We start from the raw sequence: 23,858 nt of genomic DNA, 5'->3' as shown, positions 1-23,858 counted from the left end.
GACAATCGAATTTGGCGCGGGTCGTCTGCCTCGAAAACCGACTTTTTCCTGTTACGGTAAATAACCAGTTAAGGAATGCAGGCCCGCTGTCTTAAAGTTGGGCGGCGGGAACTTCGGGCGGCGATGGCGTCGCCGCGTTTTGGTGGCGTGCTCTCGCCTTACACTCCGCTGTCATCGCCCGCGAAGGCGGGCGATCCAGTACGCCGCAGCGGTTCGATTCCAGCCGCACTGCCGCGGAGTACTGGATGCCCCGCCTTCGCGGGGCATGACACCGGTGGATGTGCGGCAGCGCGCGGTAGCGTTGGCCGGCGCCCTCAGCCCTTCTCGCGCTTGCCATCCTCCAGCGGCACCACCGTGGCCTTGCCGGTCATCGTCGATAGCGCGGCGAGCGCTTCCTCGCAGAAGTCGGCCACCATCTGCTCGTGGCGGGCGCCGAGCTGCAGCAGGAGCAGATTGCCGAGGTCGAGCCGGCCTTCCGCCGTGCCGTCGGGAAAGCGCTTCTTCAGGATGCGCTCGTAATTGGCGTGGCGGTCGCGGTGGTGCTCCAGGCGGGCCATCAGGTCGGTGCGCATGGGCTCGATATCGATGCTGTCGAGCGCATGCAGCCGCACCAGGAGGTCGTCCTTGATCGAGGGCGGCGTGCTTGGCCGCGCGGCCCAGTGCCGCAGTGCTGTTCGGCCCTCGGGAGTCAGCGTATAGATCAGCTTATTGGGCTTGCCCGACTGCACGACCTCGCGGCCCTGGATGTAGCCGCGGTCCCGCAGCTTGGAGAGCTCGCGGTAGATCTGCTGATGGTCGGCCTTCCAGAAGAAGCCGATCGAGGAATCGAACGTCTTGGCGAGCTCGTAGCCCGTCATCGGACGTTCCGTCAGGCATGCGAGGATTGCGTCGCCCAGTGCCATGACCGGCCCCCTTTTTAGGTTTGACCAAGTTGCTTGACTTTATGCGCATCGGCGCATATGCGTCAATGTGCATATGAGGAGCGTGCAGGCGGGCTTGAGGCCCGACTGAATAATCAAGTGAAATCAATCTCCTCGCTACTGTGCATGGGGTTGTTTTCGCAGTTTTTGCCCTGGCCTTGAGGGAGGCACCCGAGAATGACCGGCCTCGATTCCTGGTACGCCTATATGAAGTCCCACGACCGCGCCGCGCTCTGGGACCTCCTGCATCCCGACGCCGTGTTCGAAAGCCCCGTCGTGCACACGCCGCAAGCCGGCCGCGACATCACCTTCAAATACCTCTCCAGCGCCGAGAAGGTGCTCGGCGGCCCCGGCTTCACCTATGTCGGCGAATGGCGCAGCGACAACGGCGCCGTGCTCGAATTCAAGAACGTCATCGACGGCATCGAGATCAACGGCGTCGACATCATCAGCTTCGATAGCGAGGGCCGCATCACTCACTTCAAGGTGATGGTGCGTCCGCTCAAGGCGATCAACATGCTGCACCGCCTGATGGCGGAGCAGCTTGCCGCCGCCCAATCATAAGCCCAACATCATCACTTCAGACCGCCTGCCGGGAGACCCCCATGCCGATCTATAAAGCCCCCGTCGAAGACGTGAACTTCCTGCTCAACGACGTCTTCCAGATCGACCGCTACGACAATCTCGCCGGCTTCTCCGATGCGTCGAGCGACGTGCGCGAGGCCATCCTCGGCGAAGCCGCCAAGCTCGCCGAGGAGGTGCTGCAGCCGCTCAACCGCGTCGGCGATCTCGAAGGCTGCAAGCGTGCGGATGACGGCAGCGTCACCACGCCGAAGGGTTTCAAGGAGGCGTTCAAGCAGGTCGCCGAGGGCGGCTGGCTCGGCCTGTCGGCGCCGACCGAATATGGCGGCCAGGGCTTGCCGGTGACGCTTTCGCAAGCCGTCAACGAGTTCCAGATCTCCGCCAACATGGCGTTCTCGATGTATGGCGGCCTCACCATGGGTGCGACCGCGGCGCTCTTGGTGCACGGCACGCCGGAGCAGAAGAAGACCTACGTGCCGAAGATGGTGGCCGGCGAATGGACCGGCACCATGAACCTGACCGAGCCGCATTGCGGCACCGATCTCGGCATGCTCCGCACCAAGGCGGTGCGGCAGGCGGACGGCAGCTTCAAGATCACCGGCACCAAGATTTTCATCTCGGCCGGCGAGCACGATCTCGCCGACAACATCATCCACCTCGTGCTCGCCCGCATCGAGGGCGCACCGGCCGGCATCAAGGGCGTGTCGCTGTTCGTGGTGCCGAAGTTCCTGGTCAATGCCGACGGTTCGGTGGGGCAGCGCAACGGCGTCGTCTGCGGCTCGATCGAGCACAAGATGGGCATCCACGGCAATTCGACCTGCGTGATGAACTACGACAACGCCACCGGCTGGCTGATCGGCGAAGAGAACAAGGGCATGCAGGGCATGTTCGTGATGATGAACGAGGCCCGGCTCGGCGTCGCCGTGCAGGGCCTTGCGCAGTCCGAGGTCGCCTATCAGAACGCGGTCGCCTATGCCCGTGAGCGCATCCAGGGCCGCGCGCTGTCAGGCGCCAAGGCGCCGGACAAGCAGGCCGATCCCATCATCGTGCATCCCGACGTGCGCCGCACGCTGCTCTCGATCCGCGCTTTCAACGAGGCCGCGCGCGCCTTCGTGATGTGGACCGCGCTGAAGAGCGACGTCGCCCACCGCTCCGAAGACCCGAAGGATCGCCAGGCAGCCGACGATCACATGGGCCTGATGACGCCGGTGCTGAAGGGCTTCCTCACCGATTACGGCTTCGCCAACGCGGTGCAGGCGCAGCAGATGTATGGCGGCCACGGCTACATCGCCGAGCAGGGCATGGAGCAGTTCGTGCGCGATGCGCGCATCGCCATGATCTATGAAGGCGCCAACGGCATCCAGGCGCTCGACCTGGTCGGCCGCAAGCTGCCGCGCGACGGCGGCCGCGCCATCATGGCCTTCTTCGGCGAGGTCATGGCCTTCGCCAAGGAGAACGGCGGCGACGAGGCGCTGAAGCCCTTCATCACCCCGCTCTCGACCTCGCTCGGCCATCTGCAGCAGGCGACGACCTGGCTGATGCAGAACGCGATGGCGAAGCCTGACAATGCGGGGGCAGCCGCAACCGATTACCTGCATCTCTTCGGCTTCGTCGCGCTCGGCTACATGTGGGCGCGGATGGCCAAGGTAACGAATGCCAAGATTGCCGAGAGCGGGGCGACGCCCTATCTCTCGACCAAGCTCGTCACCGGCCGTTTCTTCATGGAGCGGATGCTGCCGGAGACCGCCGCCAATCTCGCACGCATCCAGGCCGGCTGCGCCACCATCATGGAATTGCCGGCGGAAGCGTTCTGAGCCTAGCTTCCGCTGCCTGCTCCCAATCGTAACGAACATCACATCAGGAGGGCGTCATGCCTGAGGCATTCATCTACGACCACGTTCGCACCCCGCGCGGCCGCGGCAAGCCGGACGGCGCGCTGCACGAAGTCACCGCGCTCGCGCTTGCGACCGTTCCGCTGAAGGCGCTGAAGGACCGCAACAACCTGCCTGAGGATTCAGTCGACGACGTCGTGCTCGGCGTGGTCGATCCGGTCGGCGAAGCCGGCTCCGACATCGCGCGCTTCGCGGCGCTGAAGGCCGGTCTCGGCGAAGCCGTCCCCGGCGTGCAGATCAGCCGCTTCTGCGCCTCCGGCCTCGATGCCGTCAACTTCGCCGCAGCGCAGATCATGAGCGGCCAGCATGAGCTCGTGATCGGCGGCGGCGCAGAATCCATGAGCCGCGTCGGCATCGGCGCCTCCGGCGGCGCCTGGCCGATGGATCCCTCGATGGCGGTGCCGGCCTACTTCATGCCGCAGGGCGTGTCGGCCGACCTGATCGCGACCAAATACGGTTTCTCTCGTGACGACGTCGACGCCTACGCGGTGCAGAGCCAGCAGCGCGCGGCCAAGGCCTGGGACGAGGGCCGCTTCAACAAGTCGGTCGTGCCGGTGAAGGACATCAACGGCCTCACCATCCTCGCCAAGGACGAGCACATGCGTCCTTCGACGACGATGCAGTCGCTGGCGCAGCTGCAGCCCTCGTTCACGATGATGGCGCAGATGGGCGGCTTCGACGGCGTCGCGATCCAGTCGCATCCGGAGATCGAGCGCGTCAATTACGTGCACCACGCCGGCAATTCCTCGGGCATCGTCGACGGCGCCGGCGCCGTGCTGCTCGGCAGCAAGGAAGCGGGCAGCAAGTACGGCCTGAAGCCGCGTGCCAAGATCCGGGCGTTTGCCAACATCGGCTCGGAGCCCGCGATGATGCTGACCGGTCCGGTCGACGTCACCGAGAAGCTGTTTGCGCGCTCGGGCATGAAGAAGTCGGACATCGACCTGTTCGAGCTGAACGAGGCCTTCGCCTCCGTCGTGCTGCGCTACATCCAGGCCTTCGACATCGACAATGCCAAGATCAACGTCAATGGCGGCGCGATCGCGCTCGGCCATCCGCTAGGGGCGACTGGCGCGATGATCCTCGGCACCGTGCTCGACGAGCTCGAGCGCACCAACAAGTCCACCGCCCTCGTCACGCTGTGCATCGGCGGCGGCATGGGCACCGCGACCATCATCGAGCGGGTGTAACGAGCTGCCGTAGGGTGGGCAAAGCGAAGCGTGCCCACCACTGTTGCCTTTCGCGAATGATGGTGGGCACGGCGCAGGAGCGCCTTTGCCCACCCTACGAGATCTCAAGTCAACCGCCGCGCCTGAGATCGGCTGCGGCACCGAGGAGCAACCAACATGTCGTACAAGAACTTCAAGGTTGAGACCGACGCAGACGGCATCGCACTCGTTACCTGGGACATCCCGGGCCGTTCCATGAACGTGCTCGACGAGACCTCGACCAACGAGCTCGAGGCGATCGTCAAGGCGACCACGGCGGATGCCGCGGTGAAGGGCGTCGTCATCACCTCGGCCAAGGAAGCGTTCTGCGCCGGCGCGGATCTGTCCATGCTCGAAGGCATGAACCAGGCCTATGCGAAGGTTTTCAAGGAGCAGGGCGAGATCGCGGCGAACCAGATGCTGTTCGACCAGAGCCGCCGCTTCTCGCAAGTGCTGCGCGGAATCGAAACCTCAGGCAAGCCGTGGGCGGCCGCGATCAACGGGCTCGCGCTCGGCGGCGGCTTCGAGATCACGCTGTGCTGCCACTATCGCGTCGCGGCGGAGAATCCCAAGACCCGCCTCGGCCTGCCCGAGGTCAAGGTCGGCCTGTTCCCCGGCGCCGGCGGCACGCAGCGTGTGCCGCGCCTGGTGCCGCCGCAGGACGCCATGACGATCCTGCTCAAGGGCGATCCTGTCACGGTCGAGAAGGCCAAGGCGCTGAACCTGATCCACGCCATCGTTCCCGCCGCCGACCTCATCAAGGCGGCGAAGGATTGGATCAAGGGCGGCGGCAAGGCCGTTGCGCCCTGGGACGAGAAGGGCTTCAAGCTGCCCGGCGGGCCGGTGTTCTCCAAGGCCGGCATGATGATGTTCCCGGCCGGCAACGCGATCTATCGCCGCGAGACCTACGACAATTACCCGGCCGCGCGCGCGATCATGAGCTGCGTCTATGAGGGCCTGCAGTTGCCGATCGACGCGGCGCTGCGCGTCGAGTCGCGCTACTTCACCTCGGTGCTGCGCTCCAAGGAAGCGGCTGCGATGATCCGCAGCCTGTTCCTGTCGATGCAGGAGCTCAACAAGGGCGCGCGCCGTCCGAAGGATGTGCCCGCCACCAAGGTGAAGAAGATCGCCGTGATCGGCGCCGGCTTCATGGGCGCGAGCGTCGGCTACGTCTCGGCCCGCGCGGGGCTCGACGTCGTCCTGATCGACCGCGACCAGGAGAGCGCCGACAAGGGCAAGGCGCATGCGCAGAAGGTGATCGAGGAGCAGATCAAGAAGGGCCGCGCCAAGCCTGCGGACGCCGAAGCGCTGCTCGCGCGCATCACGCCGACCGCGGACTACGCGGCGCTGAAGGACGTCGACCTCGTCATCGAGGCCGTGTTCGAGGACCGCAAGGTCAAGGCGGACACCTTCGCCAAGGCGCAGGAATATCTGAAGCCGGACGTGATCTTCGCTTCCAACACCTCGACGCTGCCGATCACCTCGCTGGCCGAGGGTTTCAAGGACCAGGGCAAGTTCATCGGCATCCACTTCTTCTCGCCGGTCGAGAAGATGATGCTGGTCGAGATCATCCTCGGCAAGAACACCGGTGACGTCGCGCTCGCGACCGCGCTCGACTACGTCCGCCAGATCGGCAAGACGCCGATCGTGGTCAACGACTCCAGAGGCTTCTTCGCCAACCGCTGCGTCGGCCGCTACGTCGCCGAAGGCAACGAGATGTTCCTGGAGGGCGTGCCGCCGGCCATGATCGAGAACTGCGCCAAGATGGCCGGCATGCCGGTCGGCCCGCTCTCGCTGTCCGACGAAGTCGCACTCGACCTCGGCCTCAAGATCATGAAGGCGACAGAAGCCGACCTCGGCCCCAACGCCATCAACCCCGAGCAGAAGAAGCTGATGGTGGAGATGGTCGAGAAGCAGGGCCGGCTCGGCCGCAAGAACAGCAAGGGCTTCTACGACTATCCCGAGAAGGGCAAGGGCCAGAAGAGCCTGTGGCCGGGCCTCTCCGCGCTGCAGCCGAAGCAGCTCGATCCCGATACGCTCGATATCGAGGAGCTGAAGCAGCGCTTCCTGGTGGTGCAGGCGGTGGAGGCCGCGCGCACCGTCGAGGATCACGTCATCACCGATCCGCGCGAAGCGGATGTCGGCTCGATCCTCGGCTTCGGCTTCGCGCCGTTCACCGGCGGCACGCTGTCCTACATCGACTTCATGGGCACGAAGAAGTTCGTCGAGCTCTGCCACAAGCTAGAGGCGAAATACGGCTCGCGCTTCACCCCGCCCAAGCTGCTGGAGGAGATGGCGGCGAAGGGCGAGACCTTCTACGGCCGTTTCGCGCCGAAGAAGGCGGCGGCCTGACGGAGCGTCGGCCTGCGCAGAAACAAATGGCCGGATCATCGATCCGGCCTTTTCATTTTCGATCGCCGAACGGCGAGAAGGCGCGGCCCGATACCGCATCATCGGCGAGGCTGGCCTTCCAGCTGCCTTCGTCGCCGCGGCCGATGCGCACCTCGAAACGCCAGCCATTCTGGTTGGTGAAGGCGATGTCCGCGCCGCCCTTCGTTCTGGCGTAGCTGCACCGATATTCGGTCGGCCGGTCCGGGAAGACGATCTTGCCTTCCTTGCTCTCGAACACGGCCGAGGTGATCTGCGGATGGATCATGAAGATGCAATTGCGTTCCGGCGCGACCGGCGTCGACAAGCCGAGCATCGCGAGCGGCGCGCCGGCGGCGGACATGAGGACGATCATGTTCATGGAGGCAACAATCTTCTGGAGATGTTCCTTCGACGTCGCGGCTGATCAAATGGTTCACGAACACAAGGAGCCGGATCATCGGTCCGGCCAGACCAGCGGATGGTCCCTGGGCATTGAAGCTGTCCGGCCATGATGTCCATGATGTTCCAGGCCAGCTCAACCGGCGCCTCGGCCAGAGCCTGAGCGGCGATGATCTGGACAATCACCGGGGCTTCCGTCACGATCTCGCTGCCGTGGAAGCCCAGCCCAGGGCCCCAGCTTCAGATAATCCTCACCATTTTCGGGCTCCTTGACCCCGCTACCGACCTCGACCAGGCCACAGGGCGGCCCGCCTCCAGGAACACGATGCGGCGGGCACACGCCGGGCGAACCATCCGGTTTCGAGGAATTTCCTTCCCCTGACGCTTGGTTCGGCCGAAAGAGCGACTACATGCACCTGCTTGAAATAGTCAAGATTGATGCAGGTGCATCGAATGGAGTAAGAGACGGGCGACGAGCTTGAGCGGGACCATGAAACGTAAACCATCGACCGAGGCAACCGCCGCCTGGATCCGCCTGATGCGGGTGCAGAGCCGCGTGCTCGATTGCGTCGAGCAGGACTTGAAGAAGGCCGGCTTCCCACCGCTGGCCTGGTATGACGCGCTGCTCGAACTGTCGCGGGCGCCCTCAGGCGAGCTGCGGCCGGTCGAGCTCGAGCGGCAGATGCTGATCCCGCAATACTCGACCTCGCGCCTGATCGACCGCCTGGTCGACGAGGGGCTCGCCTCGCGGCGCGAATGCAAGATCGACAAGCGCGGCCAGTTCGTCGAGATCACCGAAGCCGGCCGCGAGCTGCAGAAGCGGATGTGGGGCGCCTATTCGGCCGCGATCGAGAAATATGTCGGTTCGAAACTGTCGGACGCCGACGCCGTCAAGCTCAGCAATCTGCTCGATCGGCTGGGCTGCTCGTGCGGCGAGATGAAACTTCCGCCCGCCGCCGCCAACGAAACTATGCCGTCGCGATGATCGCGCGGCAACCCCGCTCGCCCGTGCAACCGGTGGGTTCGCGGGCCGTCCCTGTCACCCGCGCGCATTCGGTCGAAGCGCTTTTGATTAGAGTTTGAGATGGCGCGAGACCAGATCGACATGACGCCGCTGCAATCACGCGACGAACTCGTCGCGTGGTTCGAGGCCGGCTGCAAGGACCCGTCCGAGTTCCGCATGGGCACCGAGCACGAGAAGACGCCGTTCACGCTCGAGGGCCATCGTCCGGTGCCGTACGAAGGCGCGCGCGGCATCGGTGCGCTGCTCGAAGGCATGAAGCTCCTGCTCGGCTGGGAACCGATCATGGAGCAGGGCAACATCATCGGCCTCTACGACGTCACCGGCGGCGGCGCGATCTCGCTCGAGCCCGGCGGACAGTTCGAGCTGTCCGGCGCGCCGGTCGAGAACGTGCACCAGACCCAGAGCGAGCTGATGGCGCACTTGGCGCAGGTGCGCGAGATCGCAACGCCGCTCGGCATCGGCTTCCTCGGCCTCGGCATGACGCCGTCCTGGTCGCGCGCCGACATCCCGGTGATGCCCAAGGGCCGCTACAAGATCATGACCAATTACATGCCGAAGGTCGGTCAATACGGCCTCGACATGATGTACCGGACCTGCACGGTGCAGACCAATCTCGACTTCTCTTCGGAAGCCGACATGGTCAAGAAGCTGCGCGTCTCGCTCGCGCTTCAACCGGTCGCGACCGCGCTGTTCGCCAATTCGCCGTTCACCGAGGGCAAGCCGAACGGCTTCCTCTCGTTCCGGTCCGAAATCTGGCGCGACACCGACAATGCCCGTTCGGGCATGATGCCATGGGCGTTTGAGGACGGCATGGGGTTCGAGCGCTATGTCGATTACGCGCTCGACGTGCCCATGTATTTCGTCAAGCGCGGCGAAGAATATATCGACGTCTCGGGCTCCTCGTTCCGCGCCTTCTTCGACGGCCGCAACAACAACCTTCCCGGCGAGCGTCCGACCTTGTCGGACTGGGCCAACCACCTCTCGACGATCTTCCCGGAAGTGCGGCTCAAGCGCTATCTGGAGATGCGCGGCTCCGACGGCGGCCCTTGGGGCCGCTTGCCGGCGCTGCCGGCGTTCTGGGTCGGGCTGCTCTACGACGATGCCTCGCTCGATGCCGCCTGGGAGATCGTCAAGCACTGGAGCGCGCATGAACGCCAGGCCCTGCGCGACGACGTGCCGCGCCTGGGCTTCAAGGCGCGGATCAAGGACCGCTATCTGTTCGAGATCGCCAAGGAATGCCTCGTTCTTGCCCATGCCGGCCTGCGCCGGCGCGGCCGGATCGACCAGCTCGGCCGCGACGAAACCCGGCATCTCGAGCCGCTCGATCGCATCATCGATTCCGGCCGGACGCCGGCCGAGGAGATGCTGGATAAATTCAACGGTCCCTGGAAGGGCTCGGTGGAACCGGCCTACGCGGAATACGCGTTCTAGACCTCTGAAGCCACCCAGGATTCAGCCGTTCATCGCCCATACAGGTTTGCGGCGATCAAATGACCGGCTGAAAAAACCTGAGCGTCGTCAATAACTCGAAAGCTGTTCCGATGAGGAAGGGCCGCCCGTCCGGGGCCATCATGGCCAGCGCCGCGGCATGTGTCACGCTGCTTTCGCTTGCGTTTGCGAGCGCGCCGGCGCTTGCCCAGACGGCGTTCGACAGGCCCGGCGGCGACTATTTCAGTACGCCCGTCACCTCCGGCGATCCCGAGGATTGCGCGCTGCTGTGCGAGCGCGATCGCCGTTGCCGCTCCTGGAGCTTCAACTATCCCGATGTCGAAGGCGGCTCGGCCGTGTGCTGGCTGAAGAACACCGTGCCGGCGCGCGTGCCGGGCAGTTGCTGTATCTCGGGCGTGCGCGGCGCCGGCGTGATCGAGCCGCGCGTCGAAGGCGTCGAAACGTCGATCGACCGTCCCGGCGGCGACTTGCGCAATTTCGAGCTCAAGGACGGCGAAAGCGTCGAGGCCTGCAAGGCCGCCTGCACCGCCGACAACAAATGCCGCGCCTTCACCTATGCCCGCCCCGGCTACACCGGCCGCGAGGCGCGCTGCTTCCTGAAGAAGGAAATCAAGCCGCCGAGACGGAAGGCGGGGTTCACGTCGGGCGTGGTGCGGTAGGCGCAGCTCTCACCGCCGTCATTGGAGGATGGAAGCGGGCCTCTCACTCGGCAGCGATCACCGTGAGCTCCGGCCATAGCCGCTTCCAGCGCGTGGCTTTCACAGCGTAATTCGTCGCTGAAAAATTCGGCCCTGGATTGGGGCGCGTGATCAACCCTGCGACATCAGCAAAGCCGTGCGGCGCGTAGACTTCGTAGCCATCTCTTGCACGCCTCACTCCGATTTGCGTGTTCTGCGTGAGGAAGCGGTCGATGCCGTCGGTCGAACATGCCAGGGGCGGATAGGGCAGGCCGTGCTTGCCGGGATACCAGAGATGCACGCGAGCCTGGTTGCGGGTCTCGACCTTGACGCCGAGATGACCGAGCCGGCCGGATACGTCCCGGATCACCGCGTCCTCGGCCTCCCACGATGTGTCGGGGTCGAAATAGAACACGTCGTAGTCGGCGATGCCGTGGTCGACGGCGCGGCCCGTGAGCGCGTTCCACGCCGTCTGCACCAGGCATCCCGACACCAGCCACGCATCTGGCAGCGCAAGCCGGTGCAGCTCGTCGAGGATCGCGGCGTTGACCGGATTGCGTAAGGCGAGCGCGAGGAATTCGTCCTTGCTCACCCTTTGGCCAGTCAGTGCACGGCGGTGAAGAACCGCGACAGCCTGAATCCGGACAGCCAGGTCCACACCGGCTGGCTGCGCATGCCGAGATCCCAGGAGCCGACCACCGCGTCCGCACGGCCGATCAGATTGTCGATCGGCAACAGGCCGACGCCGCCGGAGCGCAGCGGCACGCGGCTGTCGGCGGAATTGTCGCGGTTGTCGCCGAGCACGAACAGATGCCCGGCCGGGACCGTCACTTCGGACGTGTTGTCGAGCGGACCGCTGTCGCGCATCTTGAAGATCAGATGCGAGACGCCGTTCGGCAGCGTCTCGACATAGCGATAGGCGGGCTCGCTGCCGCCGCTGTCGTTCTCGGCGGCGCCGACGCCATCGGGCTTCAGCTCGGCGGGGCGGTCGTTGATGAAGAGCTGGCCCTGGCGCATCTGGATGCGGTCGCCGGGCAGACCCACGACGCGCTTGACCCAGGCCTGCGAGCGATCGCCGGGCCAGCGGAACACGACGACGTCGCCGAGCTTCGGCGTCTCCGCGAAGACGCGGCCGCTTTCCGGCAGGCTGATCTGGATCGGCAGCGACGAGGTGCCGTAGCCATAGGGGAATTTCGAGGCAAGTAGCGCATCGCCGATCAGGAGCGTCGGCTCCATCGAGCCCGACGGCACGTAGAACGGCTCGGCGAGCGCGCCCTTGGCGATGAAGACCGCAGCGACGATGCCGGCGAGCTGCACGAGTTGGCCACCCCAGCCGCTGCTTTTCCGCTTCGGGGTGACCGTTGCCTTCTCGATGCTCATGCGCCCGTTCCACCCACCGTGATGCGTTCCATCAGCAGCGATGGCTGGCCGACGCCGACAGGCACGCCCTGGCCGTTCTTGCCGCAGGTGCCGATGCCGGTGTCGAGCGCAAGGTCGTTGCCGATCATGCGGATGCGATGCAGGTCGGTCGGCCCGTTGCCGATCAGCATGGCGCCTTTCAGGGGCGCGCCGATCTTGCCGTTCTCGATCTTGTAGGCCTCGGTGCACTGGAACACGTACTTGCCCGAGGTGATGTCGACCTGCCCGCCGCCGAAATTCGCGGCGAACACGCCGTTCTTCACGGAGGCCAAAATCTCCGCCGGATCGCGGTCGCCGGCGAGCATGTAGGTGTTGGTCATGCGCGGCATCGGCACATGGGCATAACCCTGGCGGCGGCCGTTGCCGGTCGGCTTCATGTTCATCAGCCGAGCGTTCTGGCGGTCCTGCATATAGCCGACCAGGATGCCGTCCTCGATCAGCACGGTGCGATTGGTCGGCGTGCCCTCGTCGTCGATCGACAGCGATCCGCGCCGCGAGGCGATGGTGCCGTCATCGACCACGGTGACGCCCTTGGCCGCGACCTGCTGGCCCATCAGGCCGGCGAACGCCGACGTCTTCTTGCGGTTGAAGTCGCCTTCGAGGCCATGGCCGACCGCTTCGTGCAGCATCACGCCGGGCCAGCCGGCGCCCAGCACGACGTCCATCTCACCGGCCGGTGCCGGAATCGATTCCAGATTGACCAGCGCCTCGCGCAGCGCGCCATCGGCGGCCTCGCGCCAGTTCTTGCTCTCGATGAATTCGGCATAGCCGGCGCGGCCGCCATAGCCCTTGCTGCCGCTCTCCTGGCGGTCGCCCTGGCCGGCGACGACGGAGATGTTGACGCGTACCAGCGGGCGGATGTCGCGATAGCTCTCGCCGTCGGGCCGCAGGATCTCGACGACCTGCCAGGTCGCGCCGAGACTCACGCTGACTTGCCGCACCCGTGGGTCCTTGTCGCGCAGGTAAGCGTCGATCTCGGCGAGCAGTTTTACTTTTGTCTCGAAGCCCGGCGCATCGAGCGGATTGTCGTCGCCATAGAGGCGGACATTGGTATGCGGGGGCGGCGCGGCAAAGCTGCCGGAGTAGCCGCCGCGCACGGCCGCAACCGCGTCCGCCGCGCGGATCAGCGCCGGCAGCGACACGTCGGAGGAATGCGCATAGCCCACGGCGTCGTCCTTGACCGCGCGCAGGCCAAAGCCCTGCGAGGTGTCGTAGGTCGCCTGCTTCAGCCGCCCGTTGTCGAACATCAGCGCTTCGGTCTGGCTGTATTCCAGGAACAGTTCGCCGTCGTCAGCGCCCGAAAGCCCGCGCGCGACCTCGTGGCGAACCTGGTCGCGGTCGAGATTGGCACGGTCGAGCAGGGAGGTCGTGGCAGGATTGGTCATGCGTCCGTCCATTAGCGGAAGATGTGGGGCAAGATAATGGTTTCGGCCCGGTTCCGCGAGGGCGCGAAGCCGCACATTACTGAAACAAAAGGATTGCCAAGGTTAGCCGCCCCTACGGCAGCTTGTCGTACCCCTCGCCGAGCCCGTTCAGGCTGAGCGGGAAGCCGATGCCTTCTTCGGGGGTCTCGAAGATGATGAAGGTCGCGGTCTTGGCGCTGCGGAGCTGGCCGAGCAGCTTGTCCTCCAGGACGACCTCGGCGACGCAGCCGTTGGGCAGGCAGCGGACGAAGCCGGCGCGGCCGACGTCCTGGTTGTCGAGCTTGAGCCCGAGGCCGGAGGGCAACAGGACCCCGAGCGGGGCGACTACGCGCATCAGCCGGCTCTTCTGGTCGGCGGTCTTGAGCACGATCACGGTCAGGCCGGCATTGGAGCGGTCTTCAGCCACCACGCTCTGGATCAGGGCGCATTGCTCGGTCTGGGCGCCGGGCGGCGTGTCGCAGCGGATCTGCCAGTCGCCATGGACGGAGCGGACCGCGCCCTGCGCATGGGCGAGCCCTGGAAGTGCCATGAGGACGATCGCAGCCACGAGGGCGGCGAGCGCCGGGACGCCGTTGGCCGGCCTTGCCATCGATCTCGAAAGCCCCATCGGGTCGGTCCCTCTGCTCGCCTGGGTTGCTCGCGCTTGGCGGACTGGTCTGGCGGACTGATACGGAATGACGGCGTCTTGAAGGCGATTCCCAAGCAAATTCCGCGCCGCCCACACCGCCATTGCCCGCACGAATCAGGCTGCTGCGTGGCAGTCTTCCAGTGCCTACCGCGGGCAATTCCGCTGTCAAGCCGCGGCGTCCCGGGGAACGGTATTTTTGTCTGATCTTGCTGGGAAATATCTTGCCGGTGATGGCTGACAGGCGGGGCTCAAGACTGCATTGCGATAGATCAAGAATTATGGTTTGAGAGGCTTGATTTCGCGTTCTAGCGATCTGGCCCCAATTCCTCTTAGAGGTATTCTTGCGTGGCGGTTTGTCGGACTGGCGGATCGAATAAGCGTTTCCCGGAAGCAGGGGAATGCACTTGGGGTGATTTCGGAAGGGGAGCGCGAACGACATGAGGATGTCGATGGGTCGGGTGGGCCGGCAATTGCTGGGATTGGCCACCACCGCCTTGATGGCGGCTGGAGTCACGCTGGCGACGGGTGGTGCGGCATTGGCCGAGCTCGGGCAGCCGGCGCCGTGGGAGTGGACGCTCCAGCAGTCCGGTTCCCCGGTGATGGACAACATCGTCTGGTTCCACAACTTCCTGTTCGTGCTGATCACCCTGATCACGCTGTTCGTCCTGGCGCTGCTCGTGATCGTGGTCGTCAAGTTCAACGCGAAGGCCAATCCGGTGCCGTCGCGGACCACCCACAACACGCTGATCGAGGTCGCCTGGACCCTCGTTCCGGTGCTGATCCTGGTCGGCATCTCGGTGCCCTCGTTCCGGCTGTTGTTCCTGGAGCTCGACATTCCGAAGGCGGACCTGACCGTCAAGGCGACCGGCAAGCAGTGGTACTGGTCCTATGCCTATCCGGATAACGGCAAGTTCGAGTTCGATTCGCTGATGGCGCAGGACAAGCAGCCCCGCCTGCTCGGCGTCGACAACGAGATGGTGGTGCCGGTCAACAAGGTGATTCGCGTCCAGACCACGGGCGCGGACGTCATCCATGCGTTCGCGCTGCCGGCTTTCGGCGTCAAGATCGACGCCATTCCCGGCCGCCTGAACGAGACCTGGTTCAAGGCCACCAAGACCGGCATGTATTACGGCCAGTGCTCGGAACTGTGCGGCAAGGATCACGCCTTCATGCCGATTGCGATCCGCGTGGTGAGCGACCAGGAGTTCGCCTCCTGGGTCGAGGCGGCGAAGAAGAAATTTGCGAGCGGCGGCACCAGCACCTACGCCTCCGCGGCCGGCCCGACGCAGTAAGCGCCGGGTGACGGCCTGAGGGACTGAAAGCGACAAAGGGCGGGACCTCCAAAGGTCCGAATGGGACGCAAGGCAGGATTTGAAAATGGCAACGAGCGCAGCGGCACACGGCGATCACGCGCATCATGACGAGCATGCCCATCCGACCGGATGGCGGCGCTACGTCTATTCGACCAATCACAAGGACATCGGCACGATGTACCTGGTCTTCGCGGTCATCGCCGGCATCATCGGTGCGGCGATGTCGATCGCGATCCGGGCCGAGCTGATGTATCCGGGCGTGCAGGTCTTCCACGAGGCCCACACCTACAACGTATTCGTGACCTCGCACGGCCTGATCATGATCTTCTTCATGGTGATGCCCGCGATGATCGGCGGGTTCGGCAACTGGTTCGTGCCGCTGATGATCGGCGCGCCCGACATGGCGTTCCCGCGCATGAACAACATCTCGTTCTGGCTGCTGCCGGCATCCTTCGCGCTGCTCTTGATGTCGACCTTCGTCGAGGGCGAGCCGGGCTCCAACGGCGTCGGCGCGGGTTGGACCATCTACGCGCCGCTGTCGACCTCGGGCCATCCCGGCCCGGCGGTCGACTTCGCGATCCTGTCGCTGCACCTCGCCGGTGCCTCCTCGATCCTGGGCGCGATCAACTTCATCACCACCATCTTCAACATGCGCGCGCCGGGCATGACCCTGCACAAGATGCCGCTGTTCGTGTGGTCGATCCTGGTGACGGTGTTCCTGCTGCTGCTGTCGCTGCCGGTGCTCGCCGGTGCGATCACCATGCTGCTCACGGACCGCAATTTCGGCACGACGTTCTTCGCGCCCGACGGCGGCGGCGACCCCGTGCTGTTCCAGCATCTGTTCTGGTTCTTCGGTCACCCCGAGGTCTACATTCTGATCCTGCCCGGCTTCGGCATGATCAGCCAGATCGTCTCGACCTTCTCGCGCAAGCCCGTGTTCGGCTATCTCGGCATGGCCTACGCCATGGTCGCGATCGGCGGCATCGGCTTCGTGGTGTGGGCGCACCACATGTACACGGTCGGCATGTCCTCGGCGACGCAGGCCTATTTCGTCGCCGCCACGATGGTCATCGCCGTTCCGACCGGCGTGAAGATCTTCTCCTGGATCGCGACGATGTGGGGCGGCTCGATCGAATTCCGCGCGCCGATGATTTGGGCGGTGGGCTTCATCTTCCTGTTCACGGTCGGCGGCGTCACCGGCGTCGTGCTGGCGAATGCGGGCGTCGACCGCGTGCTGCAGGAAACCTATTACGTCGTCGCGCACTTCCACTACGTGCTGTCGCTCGGCGCGGTGTTCGCGATCTTCGCCGGCTGGTACTACTGGTTCCCGAAGATGTCGGGCTATATGTACAATGAAGGTCTCGCCAAAGCGCACTTCTGGGTCACCTTCATCGGCGTCAACCTGGTGTTCTTCCCGCAGCACTTCCTCGGCCTGTCCGGCATGCCGCGCCGCTACATCGATTATCCCGATGCGTTCGCAGGCTGGAACCTGGTCTCGTCGGTCGGCTCCTACATCTCCGGCTTCGGCGTGCTGATCTTCCTCTACTGCGTGCTGGACGCCTACATGAAGAAGGTGCCGGCAGGCGACAATCCCTGGGGCGCCGGCGCGACCACGCTGGAGTGGACGTTGTCCTCGCCGCCGCCGTTCCACCAGTTCGAAGTGCTGCCCCGCGTGCAGTAAGCAATCCCCCGCGGCGCCCGTGACGGGCGCCGCGGCGCTACAACGAAGCGAGTCAATCTAAGTGTCCGTCCTCGACCACAACGCCATCGACATCAATCCCCGCATCTCCGAAGCGGAGGTTGGCGACTATCTCGCATTGCTCAAGCCGCGGGTGATGTCGCTGGTGATCTTCACCGCGCTGGTCGGGATGGCGATGGCGCCGGGGCATTTCCACCCGGTGCTGGCGATCACCTCGCTGCTCTGCATCGCGGTCGGTGCCGGAGCCTCCGGGGCGCTCAACATGGCGCTCGAAGGCGACATCGATTCCAAGATGTCGCGCACGGCGAACCGGCCGATCCCGCGCGGCCGCATCACCCGCCCTGAAGCGATGGCGTTCGGCATGACGCTCGCCTTCTTCTCGGTGATGACGCTCGGCATTCTCGTCAACTGGGTCGCGGGCGCGCTGCTCGCCTTCACCATCTTTTTCTACGTCGTGATCTACACGATCGGCCTGAAACGCTGGACCGCGCAGAACATCGTGATCGGCGGCGCGGCCGGCGCGCTGCCGCCGGTGGTGGCCTGGGCCTCGGTGACGGGCACGGTCGACGTCGAGCCGCTGCTGCTGTTCGCCATCATCTTCTTCTGGACCCCGCCGCATTTCTGGGCGCTGGCGCTGTTCCGCTCCGACGACTACGCGCGCGCCGGCATTCCGATGCTGCCGAACGTCGCCGGTCCCGACGCGACGCGTCTGCAGATCCTGCTGTACACCATCGTGCTGATCGCGGTCGCCGCCGCGCCCTGGGCGCTCGGTTATTTCGATGCCGTCTACGGCGTGGTCTCGCTGATCCTCGGTGCCGGCATGCTGGCGCTCGCCATCAACGTCTATCTGCGCCGGACGCGAGCTGCGTCGCTGCGCGCGACCCGCAAGCTGTTTGCGTTCTCGATCCTGTACCTGTTCGCGCTGTTTGCGACCCTGCTGGCAGAGGTCGTGTACCGGGCGCTTGCTCCGATGGTTGGGGGCGCATGATCACCGCGATGGCCGACAAACCCGAGCCGGAAGGAATCGTCCTCACCGAGGCGCAGCGGAAGAGCCGTCGTCAGCGCTCCATCGCCATCGCTTTGGCGCTCGGTGTGCTTGTGGTGCTGTTCTTCGCCGTCACCATGGTCAAGGGGCCGGCCGTGCTCGTGCGGCCGATGTAGGAAACATGGATCACGAGCCGACCATATCGCAGGACGTCAGCGCCAAGTCGGGCCATCGCAACCCGGGCAAGGGCCGCGGGCTGGGGCGCGATGTGGCGGTCGCGTCCATCTGCGGCGGCGTGGTCGCGCTGATGGTCGGCGCCTCCTACGCGGCGGTGCCGTTCTACAATTGGTTCTGCCGCGCCACCGGCTTCAACGGCACGACGCAAGTGGCGACCTCTGCGCCGGCCACGGGCCCGATCGCACGGAAGATCTCGGTGCGCTTCGATTCCAACGTCGCGCCCGGACTGCCCTGGAAGTTCGAGCCGGAGAGAAGCGAGATCGAGGTCAATATCGGCCAGGTGGTGACCGTCTTCTACACCGTGACCAACCAGGCGGCGCGCGCCACTGCAGGCCAGGCCGCCTATAACGTCGCGCCCCTGACGGTCGGCGCCTATTTCCAGAAGATCAACTGCTTCTGCTTCACCGAGCAGACCATGGCGCCCGGTGAGAAGCGCGAGATGCCGGTCGTGTTCTACGTCGATCCGTCGCTCGCCGCCGACCACGAGAACGACGGGCTGAGCACGATCACGCTGTCCTACACGTTCTATCCGGTGCGCGATCCCGTGGTGAAACCGCTGGCATCGGGCGAGGGCGACAAGCGCAAGGGAAATCTTTGACCGCAGGGCACACGCGCAGGCGGTCGGACGCAAGGGGATAAGTGCCGGACAGGCACGGGATTGAGGAGAGAGACGGAAATGGCCACGGCGCACACCAAGCATCACGACTATCACCTGGTCGATCCCTCTCCCTGGCCGGCGGTCGGCTCGCTCTCGGCCTTCATCATGGCGGTCGGCGCGGTCGCCTGGATGCACCACATGTTCTCGGCGGCGCCGATCGTGTTCGGCGTCGGCACCGTGGGCGTGCTCTACACCATGGCGAGCTGGTGGGCCGACGTGATCAAGGAAGCCCAGTACAAGGGTGACCACACCCGGGTCGTGCAGCTGCATCACCGCTACGGCATGATCCTGTTCATCGCCTCCGAGGTGATGTTCTTCGTCGCCTGGTTCTGGGCCTATTTCAACGCGGCGCTGTTTCCGGCCGATGCCGTCCACGCCACCCGCGATGCGGTGTTCGGTTGCGGCCTCGGCACGCAGCCCGGCGCCTGCGCGGTCCCGGGCACCTGGCCGCCGAAGGGCATCGAGACTTTCGATCCCTGGCATCTGCCGCTGCTGAACACGCTGATCCTGCTCACGTCAGGCACCACCGTGACCTGGGCGCACCACGCTCTGCTCGAGAACGACCGCCAGGGCCTGAAATACGGCCTGATCCTCACCGTCGTGCTCGGCGCGCTCTTCACCTGCGTGCAGGCCTACGAGTACGCCCACGCGGCGTTCTCCTTCGGCGGCAACGTCTACGGCGCGACGTTCTTCATGGCGACCGGCTTCCACGGCTTCCATGTGCTGGTCGGCACCGTCTTCCTATTGGTGTGCCTGTTCCGCGCCTATGCCGGCCATTTCACGCCGAAGCAGCATCTCGGCTTCGAGTTCGCGGCCTGGTACTGGCACTTCGTCGACGTGGTCTGGCTGTTTCTGTTCCTCTGCATTTACGTCTGGGGACGCGGCGCCGAGACCATGGCCCACGCCGCGCACTGAGCCGTATCGAACCGATCAGGAAGGGCGGCCGCAGGGCCGCCCTTTCGCTTTCCGGCCGCCGGAAGTTTCGCCGGAAACTGTGATAGAGTCCGCCATCATGAACCACAGTGCCGGCACCCCCCAGTCCGAAACCACCGTCCTGCAAAGCGCGTTGCGCGGACTTGCCTGCAAATGCCCGCGCTGCGGCCAGGGCAAGCTTTATGCGGGCTTTCTGACGCTCGCGCCGGCATGCGACCGTTGCGGGCTCGACTATGCCTTCATCGATAGCGGCGACGGTCCGGCGATCTTCATCATCATGCTGGCCGGCGGCATCGTCGTCGCGTGCGCCCTCATCGTCGAAGTCAAATACCAGCCGCCATATTGGCTGCATGCGGTGCTCTGGCTGCCGCTCATCCTCGCCACCACGCTGTTGCCGCTGCGCGCGATGAAGTCGTTGCTGATCGCGCTGCAATTCCACCACAAGGCGGCGCCGGGCCGGTTGGTCGATCGCGCGAAATGAACGAGCCTGCTTCGCGCAAGGCCTCCGTGGCCGGCTTCGCGCTGTTCACGCTGTTCCTGACGGCGGTGTTCGTCGCGCTCGGCGTCTGGCAGTTGCAGCGCCGCACAGCCAAGCACGAGCTGATTGCGGCGCTCACCGAGCGGCTTGCGGCTGCGCCGGTTGCGCTGCCGCCGTCCGCGCAATGGGCCGTGCTCAATCCCGCCCGCGACGAATTCCGCCGCGTCAGCTTCACCGCGACCTACGCCGCCCTCCCCGATGCGATGGTCTATTCCTCCGGCTCCGCGGTGCGCAAGGACGCCTCCGGCCCCGGCACCTGGGCGTTCCTGCCGGCACGGCTTCCCGGCGGCGAGATGGTCGTGATCGACGCGGGCTTCGTCGAGAACACGATGCAGGACCGCGGCGTCGAGGACCGGGCGGTGAACAAGCTCGTCACGGGCGAGCCGGTCGAGCTCACCGGCTACCTGCGCTTTCCCGAGTCGCCAAGCTGGCTGACGCCGGCGGAGGATCGCGGCAAGCGGCTCTGGTTCGTGCGCGATCATCTGGCAATCGCAAGCGTGCTCGGCTGGGGGGCGGTCGCGCCGTTCTATATCGATCTCGAACGGCCCGCGCCGGCGAACGGCATCCCGCGTCCAGGACCGCTCGAGGTGAATCTCAAGGACGACCATCTGCAATATGCGATCACCTGGTTCACGCTAGCAGGCGCCGTGCTCATCGCCTTCGCCGTGTGGGCACGAAGCCGGCGGCAGAGCTAAATTATTGGCGGTTCCTTGAGGGAACCCGGTATCGCCCGGGGTTTATTATTCAGCCCATATTCACGAGTGTGGTTCTAAGCCCGCCGGGTATTGTCCGCGGCAGATAGGATTGCGGCGTGAGTGATTTCGACCAGATGGGAATTATCGTCGACTGGGTGGATGCCTGCCGTAAGGGCGACCTCGCAGCCCTGCTCGACCTCTATGCCGACGACGCGCAGCTCGAATGCACCTGCGACGGCGCGCGGCGCTATCGTGGCCGGAGCGAGATCGAGGCCTATTGGCAGCCGCGGCTCAGCGCCTTCTTGTTGGCAGGGTTCGGGCTGGAAGAGATCCATCCCGCGCCCCACGGCGTCCACCTGGAATATTCCGTCGCCGGCGCGCTGCGCATTCAGGCCTCGTTCCGCTTCAGCCCGGATGGCAAGATCCGCAGCACGCTGTGCGAACCGGCGCGACAGAATGCGCATGTTGGCTGCGCCTGCTGATTCAGCCTGGATGTGGAACGTCCCGTATCGTCTGCGCCGGAAGGCGGCAGCGCACGTAGGTTCGGTCATCCACGCGCAACAGCGATAGCGATCCGCTGAGCGCGCGCACACGCTCATGCATGCCGGTCAGGCCCCGGCCGAAGACATTGTCCGCAGGGAAACCGCCGCCATCGTCGGAGATCTCGATGACAAGCGTCTTGTCGGCAACCGTCGCCTGCACGTGTGCGTTGCCGGCGTTGGCATGTCTCAGCACGTTGGTCAGCGCCTCCTGGATCACCCGATAGACGGTCTGCGCCAGCGGCCCGCCGATTCCACTGAGATCGCCATCGATCGCATCCGTCAGCACGATATGAGGTGCCTGCTTGCGAAAATTCCGGAGCAGTGTTTGCACGCTGCTCGATAGACCGAGCTCCTCGATATAGAGCGGCCGCAGCCGGTCGAGAATGCGGCGGTTGGTCTGCTGCAGTGCCTCGACAGATTGCAGCAGGTCCTGTGCCGAATTGCCGAGATGTCCCATTGGCTGAGAGGTCTCGGTCAGCGCGATCGTGCCGGCGCGGATGCTGAAGAGGAGGGGCGCGAGCTCGTCGTGCAGTTCGCGGGCGAGATCGCGGCGCTCGTCATCCTGCAGCGACACCAGGCGATGCATCAGATCGCGATTGTCCTGGCTGAGTTGCGCCAGTGTCGCTGCCAGCGCATTGGCTTCCTCGCAGCTTTGCCGGATCTCCGGCGGTCCTCCGACCGGGATCGGCGTTGCGTAGTCGCCGCGCCGCATCCGCGTAAGACCGTCGCCGAGATGCTGCAGGGGGCGCAGGGCCGACCCGGCGAAGACATAGGCAACTGTGCCGGTGAGCACCATCAGGACAGCGACCAGGCTCGTCAGCGCAAGGAAGCCGATCCACTTCTCGAACAAGTCGGCCGATATGTCCGGGAAGAACACGATATCGCCGACATGTCGGCCGTCAATGACGATCGGAAACGCCGCTTCCATCTCTGGTATGGTGATGAAGCCGACGAACCATTGCGGAACCTTCTTCAGATTGCGCAAGTCTTTCGGAGAAGGCGGGGGACCTCCGTCCATGCGGCGGAATTGAATATCCGTGGAGGCGTCCAGGGACTGAACGAATGCATCGAGGGTCTTTTGCGGATTGTCCGATGCGCGCAGAGTGCTGTTGAGCGCGGCGGCGATGGTCTGGATCGAACGTCGAGCCGGCTCGTGTTCATCAGCTACCTGACCTGCTGCAAATATCTGCAGTAATATGCCGCCCAGGATCAGGGCTGCGAGAAGGCTCGCGCCGAGCGGGAGAAACAATTGCGTCCGGAACGAGAGTCGTCGCCACATTAGGTCAATTCTAACGCGTATCGGCGGGATTTGCTCTTTCCATTTATTCCCGGCGGGCTATGAGTCGAAAAACAAGAGAGTGCGCGATGCAAGATACCGCCAAATTGGCCACGAGGGTGCTGATCGTCGACGACCATCCCGTGGTGCTGTCCGGCTGCCGCACCCTGTTCGCATCCGACAATTCAATCCGCATCGACGAGGCGAGCGATGCCAAATCCGGGCATCGTGCCTATGTCAGCAAGCGGCCCGATGTCACCGTGATCGACATCAGCCTGCCCGACGTCTCCGGTTTCGAGCTGATGCGGCGCATCCGCAAGGACGATCCCGAGGCCAAGATCATCATGTTCAGCATGAACGACGATCCCGCCTTCGTCGTGCGGGCCGTCGAGCTCGGGGCGCAGGGCTATGTCTCCAAGGGCGACGATCCCAGGATCCTGCTGAAAGCGGTGCGTAAGGTGGTCGCGGGCGACAACTTCATCTCGCCGCAGCTTGCGGAAGCCGTGACGTTTTCCGGCGCGGCGATCAAGGCCAACCCCGCGTCACAGATGACACCGCGGGAGCTCGAAATTCTCCGCCTGCTCGGACGCGGCGACAAGATCGTCGAGGTCGCCGAGGCGCTCGGGATCTCCTACAAGACGGTCGCCAACACCACGTCCCTGCTGAAGCAGAAGCTTGGCGCCAAGAACCATTCCGACCTGATCCGGATCGCAGTGGAAATCGGGATGAACTGACCTTCGCCAGCGACCGAATTGGCCGCTTCAGGATGCAGCGGTTCGGAAGACGGGTCGATCCCGCCGGTGGCCGGGCAATGCATGGACAACGGGCTGACACGCATCCGCCGACACAATGAGCCGAGGCTGTATTCGTTCCCACATCTTCTACGGGAAGATGTGGAATTCCTGCCAATATTTCAGCTGGATACTGCAGGCCGAGTCCGAACCGGGTCGGGAAAAACAGGAACATTTTCGACCCGCGCCGGGTTTTGGACTT

24 protein-coding genes are annotated in these 23,858 nt (G+C 64.8%); 17 read left to right on the top strand and 7 right to left on the bottom strand.

Translation table 11 applies throughout. The features are described 5' to 3' along the window. Nucleotides 1–314: 314 nt before the first annotated feature. Nucleotides 315–902 carry a PadR family transcriptional regulator gene (locus AC24YW_RS09725; protein WP_487482504.1) on the bottom strand — a complete coding sequence of 196 codons (588 nt, stop codon included), beginning with the start codon at nt 900–902 and terminating at the stop codon, nt 315–317. A gap of 195 nt (nt 903–1,097) precedes the next feature. Between AC24YW_RS09725 and AC24YW_RS09720 the strand changes: the two genes are divergently transcribed. From AC24YW_RS09720 to AC24YW_RS09705, 4 genes are all read left to right on the top strand, one after another. After that, nucleotides 1,098–1,484 carry a nuclear transport factor 2 family protein gene (locus tag AC24YW_RS09720; RefSeq protein ID WP_487482503.1) on the top strand — a complete coding sequence of 129 codons (387 nt, stop codon included), beginning with the start codon at nt 1,098–1,100 and terminating at the stop codon, nt 1,482–1,484. Between the two features lie 41 nt (nt 1,485–1,525). Next, entirely contained in the window at nt 1,526–3,316 is a 1,791-nt protein-coding gene (locus AC24YW_RS09715; RefSeq protein ID WP_487482502.1) for an acyl-CoA dehydrogenase C-terminal domain-containing protein, read from the top strand. Between the two features lie 56 nt (nt 3,317–3,372). Next, nucleotides 3,373–4,581 carry an acetyl-CoA C-acetyltransferase gene (locus AC24YW_RS09710; protein ID WP_487482501.1) on the top strand — a complete coding sequence of 403 codons (1,209 nt, stop codon included), beginning with the start codon at nt 3,373–3,375 and terminating at the stop codon, nt 4,579–4,581. 156 nt (nt 4,582–4,737) lie between these two features. Beyond that, nucleotides 4,738–6,951 carry an FAD-dependent oxidoreductase gene (locus tag AC24YW_RS09705; RefSeq protein WP_487482500.1) on the top strand — a complete coding sequence of 738 codons (2,214 nt, stop codon included), beginning with the start codon at nt 4,738–4,740 and terminating at the stop codon, nt 6,949–6,951. 52 nt (nt 6,952–7,003) lie between these two features. Here AC24YW_RS09705 and AC24YW_RS09700 read toward each other — a convergent pair whose 3' ends face one another. After that, on the bottom strand, nt 7,004–7,348 hold the full coding sequence (locus AC24YW_RS09700) for a hypothetical protein (protein WP_487482499.1): 345 nt from the start codon (nt 7,346–7,348) through the stop codon (nt 7,004–7,006). Between the two features lie 510 nt (nt 7,349–7,858). Here AC24YW_RS09700 and AC24YW_RS09695 point away from each other — a divergent pair. The 3 genes from AC24YW_RS09695 (at nt 7,859) to AC24YW_RS09685 (ending at nt 10,500) form a co-directional block, all read left to right on the top strand. Continuing rightward, entirely contained in the window at nt 7,859–8,353 is a 495-nt protein-coding gene (locus tag AC24YW_RS09695) for a MarR family winged helix-turn-helix transcriptional regulator (RefSeq protein ID WP_035996519.1), read from the top strand. Nucleotides 8,354–8,452: 99 nt separating this feature from the next. Further along, nucleotides 8,453–9,823: a glutamate--cysteine ligase gene (locus AC24YW_RS09690; RefSeq protein WP_487482498.1), complete on the top strand. Its 1,371-nt coding sequence runs from the start codon at nt 8,453–8,455 to the stop codon at nt 9,821–9,823. Nucleotides 9,824–9,933: 110 nt separating this feature from the next. Continuing rightward, nucleotides 9,934–10,500: a PAN domain-containing protein gene (locus tag AC24YW_RS09685; RefSeq protein ID WP_487482497.1), complete on the top strand. Its 567-nt coding sequence runs from the start codon at nt 9,934–9,936 to the stop codon at nt 10,498–10,500. A gap of 43 nt (nt 10,501–10,543) precedes the next feature. On the opposite strand, the gene AC24YW_RS09680 is transcribed toward AC24YW_RS09685, so the two are convergent. The 4 genes from AC24YW_RS09680 to AC24YW_RS09665 all read right to left on the bottom strand — a co-directional run bounded on the left by AC24YW_RS09680 (nt 10,544) and on the right by AC24YW_RS09665 (nt 13,968). Next, entirely contained in the window at nt 10,544–11,110 is a 567-nt protein-coding gene (locus AC24YW_RS09680; RefSeq protein WP_487482496.1) for a nucleotidyltransferase family protein, read from the bottom strand. Nucleotides 11,111–11,121: 11 nt separating this feature from the next. Then, nucleotides 11,122–11,898, bottom strand: a complete 777-nt coding sequence (gene lepB / locus AC24YW_RS09675; protein ID WP_487482495.1) for a signal peptidase I — start codon at nt 11,896–11,898, stop codon at nt 11,122–11,124. Continuing rightward, nucleotides 11,895–13,322, bottom strand: coding sequence for a metalloprotease TldD (tldD, locus tag AC24YW_RS09670; RefSeq protein WP_487482494.1), 1,428 nt, complete (start codon nt 13,320–13,322; stop codon nt 11,895–11,897). Before tldD ends, lepB begins: the two co-directional genes overlap by 4 nt. Before the next feature lie 112 nt (nt 13,323–13,434). Further along, a complete protein-coding gene (locus AC24YW_RS09665) occupies nt 13,435–13,968 on the bottom strand; it encodes an invasion associated locus B family protein (RefSeq protein WP_487482493.1) in 534 nt (177 codons plus the stop codon). Nucleotides 13,969–14,426: 458 nt separating this feature from the next. Between AC24YW_RS09665 and coxB the strand changes: the two genes are divergently transcribed. The 9 genes from coxB to AC24YW_RS09620 all read left to right on the top strand — a co-directional run bounded on the left by coxB (nt 14,427) and on the right by AC24YW_RS09620 (nt 21,529). After that, nucleotides 14,427–15,281: a cytochrome c oxidase subunit II gene (coxB, locus tag AC24YW_RS09660; RefSeq protein ID WP_487482492.1), complete on the top strand. Its 855-nt coding sequence runs from the start codon at nt 14,427–14,429 to the stop codon at nt 15,279–15,281. Between the two features lie 85 nt (nt 15,282–15,366). After that, nucleotides 15,367–16,983: a cytochrome c oxidase subunit I gene (gene ctaD / locus AC24YW_RS09655; RefSeq protein WP_487482491.1), complete on the top strand. Its 1,617-nt coding sequence runs from the start codon at nt 15,367–15,369 to the stop codon at nt 16,981–16,983. 61 nt (nt 16,984–17,044) lie between these two features. Further along, a complete protein-coding gene (locus AC24YW_RS09650; RefSeq protein ID WP_487482490.1) occupies nt 17,045–17,989 on the top strand; it encodes a heme o synthase in 945 nt (314 codons plus the stop codon). Next, nucleotides 17,986–18,162 carry a hypothetical protein gene (locus AC24YW_RS09645; protein WP_035996586.1) on the top strand — a complete coding sequence of 59 codons (177 nt, stop codon included), beginning with the start codon at nt 17,986–17,988 and terminating at the stop codon, nt 18,160–18,162. The genes AC24YW_RS09650 and AC24YW_RS09645 overlap by 4 nt, the downstream gene beginning before the upstream one ends. Before the next feature lie 5 nt (nt 18,163–18,167). After that, nucleotides 18,168–18,821, top strand: a complete 654-nt coding sequence (locus tag AC24YW_RS09640; protein WP_487482489.1) for a cytochrome c oxidase assembly protein — start codon at nt 18,168–18,170, stop codon at nt 18,819–18,821. A 78-nt stretch (nt 18,822–18,899) separates the two neighbouring features. Beyond that, nucleotides 18,900–19,796 carry a cytochrome c oxidase subunit 3 gene (locus AC24YW_RS09635; RefSeq protein ID WP_487482488.1) on the top strand — a complete coding sequence of 299 codons (897 nt, stop codon included), beginning with the start codon at nt 18,900–18,902 and terminating at the stop codon, nt 19,794–19,796. Between the two features lie 97 nt (nt 19,797–19,893). Further along, nucleotides 19,894–20,295, top strand: a complete 402-nt coding sequence (locus AC24YW_RS09630; RefSeq protein ID WP_487482487.1) for a DUF983 domain-containing protein — start codon at nt 19,894–19,896, stop codon at nt 20,293–20,295. Continuing rightward, nucleotides 20,292–21,047, top strand: a complete 756-nt coding sequence (locus AC24YW_RS09625) for an SURF1 family protein (RefSeq protein ID WP_487482486.1) — start codon at nt 20,292–20,294, stop codon at nt 21,045–21,047. The genes AC24YW_RS09630 and AC24YW_RS09625 overlap by 4 nt, the downstream gene beginning before the upstream one ends. A 116-nt stretch (nt 21,048–21,163) precedes the next feature. Further along, nucleotides 21,164–21,529, top strand: coding sequence for a nuclear transport factor 2 family protein (locus AC24YW_RS09620; protein WP_487482485.1), 366 nt, complete (start codon nt 21,164–21,166; stop codon nt 21,527–21,529). Nucleotide 21,530: 1 nt separating this feature from the next. Here the strand turns inward: AC24YW_RS09620 and AC24YW_RS09615 are convergent, their stop codons facing one another. After that, a complete protein-coding gene (locus AC24YW_RS09615) occupies nt 21,531–22,868 on the bottom strand; it encodes an ATP-binding protein (RefSeq protein ID WP_487482484.1) in 1,338 nt (445 codons plus the stop codon). Between the two features lie 86 nt (nt 22,869–22,954). Here AC24YW_RS09615 and AC24YW_RS09610 point away from each other — a divergent pair, with 86 nt between their 5' ends. Next, on the top strand, nt 22,955–23,599 hold the full coding sequence (locus AC24YW_RS09610) for a response regulator transcription factor (RefSeq protein WP_487482483.1): 645 nt from the start codon (nt 22,955–22,957) through the stop codon (nt 23,597–23,599). Nucleotides 23,600–23,858 lie beyond the last annotated feature (259 nt).

Source organism: Bradyrhizobium sp. USDA3516, from assembly GCF_057651995.1.
The sequence above is the reverse complement of the archived record's forward strand: the minus strand, read 5'-3'. Positions and strand labels throughout refer to the sequence as shown.

Bases quoted from the DNA above. Each gene is read 5' to 3' on its own strand.
- AC24YW_RS09725 (WP_487482504.1), bottom strand. From the start codon at position 902: ATGGCACTGGGCGACGCAATCCTCGCATGCCTGACGGAACGTCCGATG.
- AC24YW_RS09720 (WP_487482503.1), top strand. From the start codon at position 1,098: ATGACCGGCCTCGATTCCTGGTACGCCTATATGAAGTCCCACGACCGC.
- AC24YW_RS09715 (WP_487482502.1), top strand. From the start codon at position 1,526: ATGCCGATCTATAAAGCCCCCGTCGAAGACGTGAACTTCCTGCTCAAC.
- AC24YW_RS09710 (WP_487482501.1), top strand. From the start codon at position 3,373: ATGCCTGAGGCATTCATCTACGACCACGTTCGCACCCCGCGCGGCCGC.
- AC24YW_RS09705 (WP_487482500.1), top strand. From the start codon at position 4,738: ATGTCGTACAAGAACTTCAAGGTTGAGACCGACGCAGACGGCATCGCA.
- AC24YW_RS09700 (WP_487482499.1), bottom strand. From the start codon at position 7,348: ATGAACATGATCGTCCTCATGTCCGCCGCCGGCGCGCCGCTCGCGATG.
- AC24YW_RS09695 (WP_035996519.1), top strand. From the start codon at position 7,859: ATGAAACGTAAACCATCGACCGAGGCAACCGCCGCCTGGATCCGCCTG.
- AC24YW_RS09690 (WP_487482498.1), top strand. From the start codon at position 8,453: ATGGCGCGAGACCAGATCGACATGACGCCGCTGCAATCACGCGACGAA.
- AC24YW_RS09685 (WP_487482497.1), top strand. From the start codon at position 9,934: ATGAGGAAGGGCCGCCCGTCCGGGGCCATCATGGCCAGCGCCGCGGCA.
- lepB (WP_487482495.1), bottom strand. From the start codon at position 11,898: ATGAGCATCGAGAAGGCAACGGTCACCCCGAAGCGGAAAAGCAGCGGC.
- tldD (WP_487482494.1), bottom strand. From the start codon at position 13,322: ATGACCAATCCTGCCACGACCTCCCTGCTCGACCGTGCCAATCTCGAC.
- AC24YW_RS09665 (WP_487482493.1), bottom strand. From the start codon at position 13,968: ATGGGGCTTTCGAGATCGATGGCAAGGCCGGCCAACGGCGTCCCGGCG.
- coxB (WP_487482492.1), top strand. From the start codon at position 14,427: ATGAGGATGTCGATGGGTCGGGTGGGCCGGCAATTGCTGGGATTGGCC.
- ctaD (WP_487482491.1), top strand. From the start codon at position 15,367: ATGGCAACGAGCGCAGCGGCACACGGCGATCACGCGCATCATGACGAG.
- AC24YW_RS09645 (WP_035996586.1), top strand. From the start codon at position 17,986: ATGATCACCGCGATGGCCGACAAACCCGAGCCGGAAGGAATCGTCCTC.
- AC24YW_RS09640 (WP_487482489.1), top strand. From the start codon at position 18,168: ATGGATCACGAGCCGACCATATCGCAGGACGTCAGCGCCAAGTCGGGC.
- AC24YW_RS09635 (WP_487482488.1), top strand. From the start codon at position 18,900: ATGGCCACGGCGCACACCAAGCATCACGACTATCACCTGGTCGATCCC.
- AC24YW_RS09630 (WP_487482487.1), top strand. From the start codon at position 19,894: ATGAACCACAGTGCCGGCACCCCCCAGTCCGAAACCACCGTCCTGCAA.
- AC24YW_RS09625 (WP_487482486.1), top strand. From the start codon at position 20,292: ATGAACGAGCCTGCTTCGCGCAAGGCCTCCGTGGCCGGCTTCGCGCTG.
- AC24YW_RS09615 (WP_487482484.1), bottom strand. From the start codon at position 22,868: ATGTGGCGACGACTCTCGTTCCGGACGCAATTGTTTCTCCCGCTCGGC.
- AC24YW_RS09610 (WP_487482483.1), top strand. From the start codon at position 22,955: ATGCAAGATACCGCCAAATTGGCCACGAGGGTGCTGATCGTCGACGAC.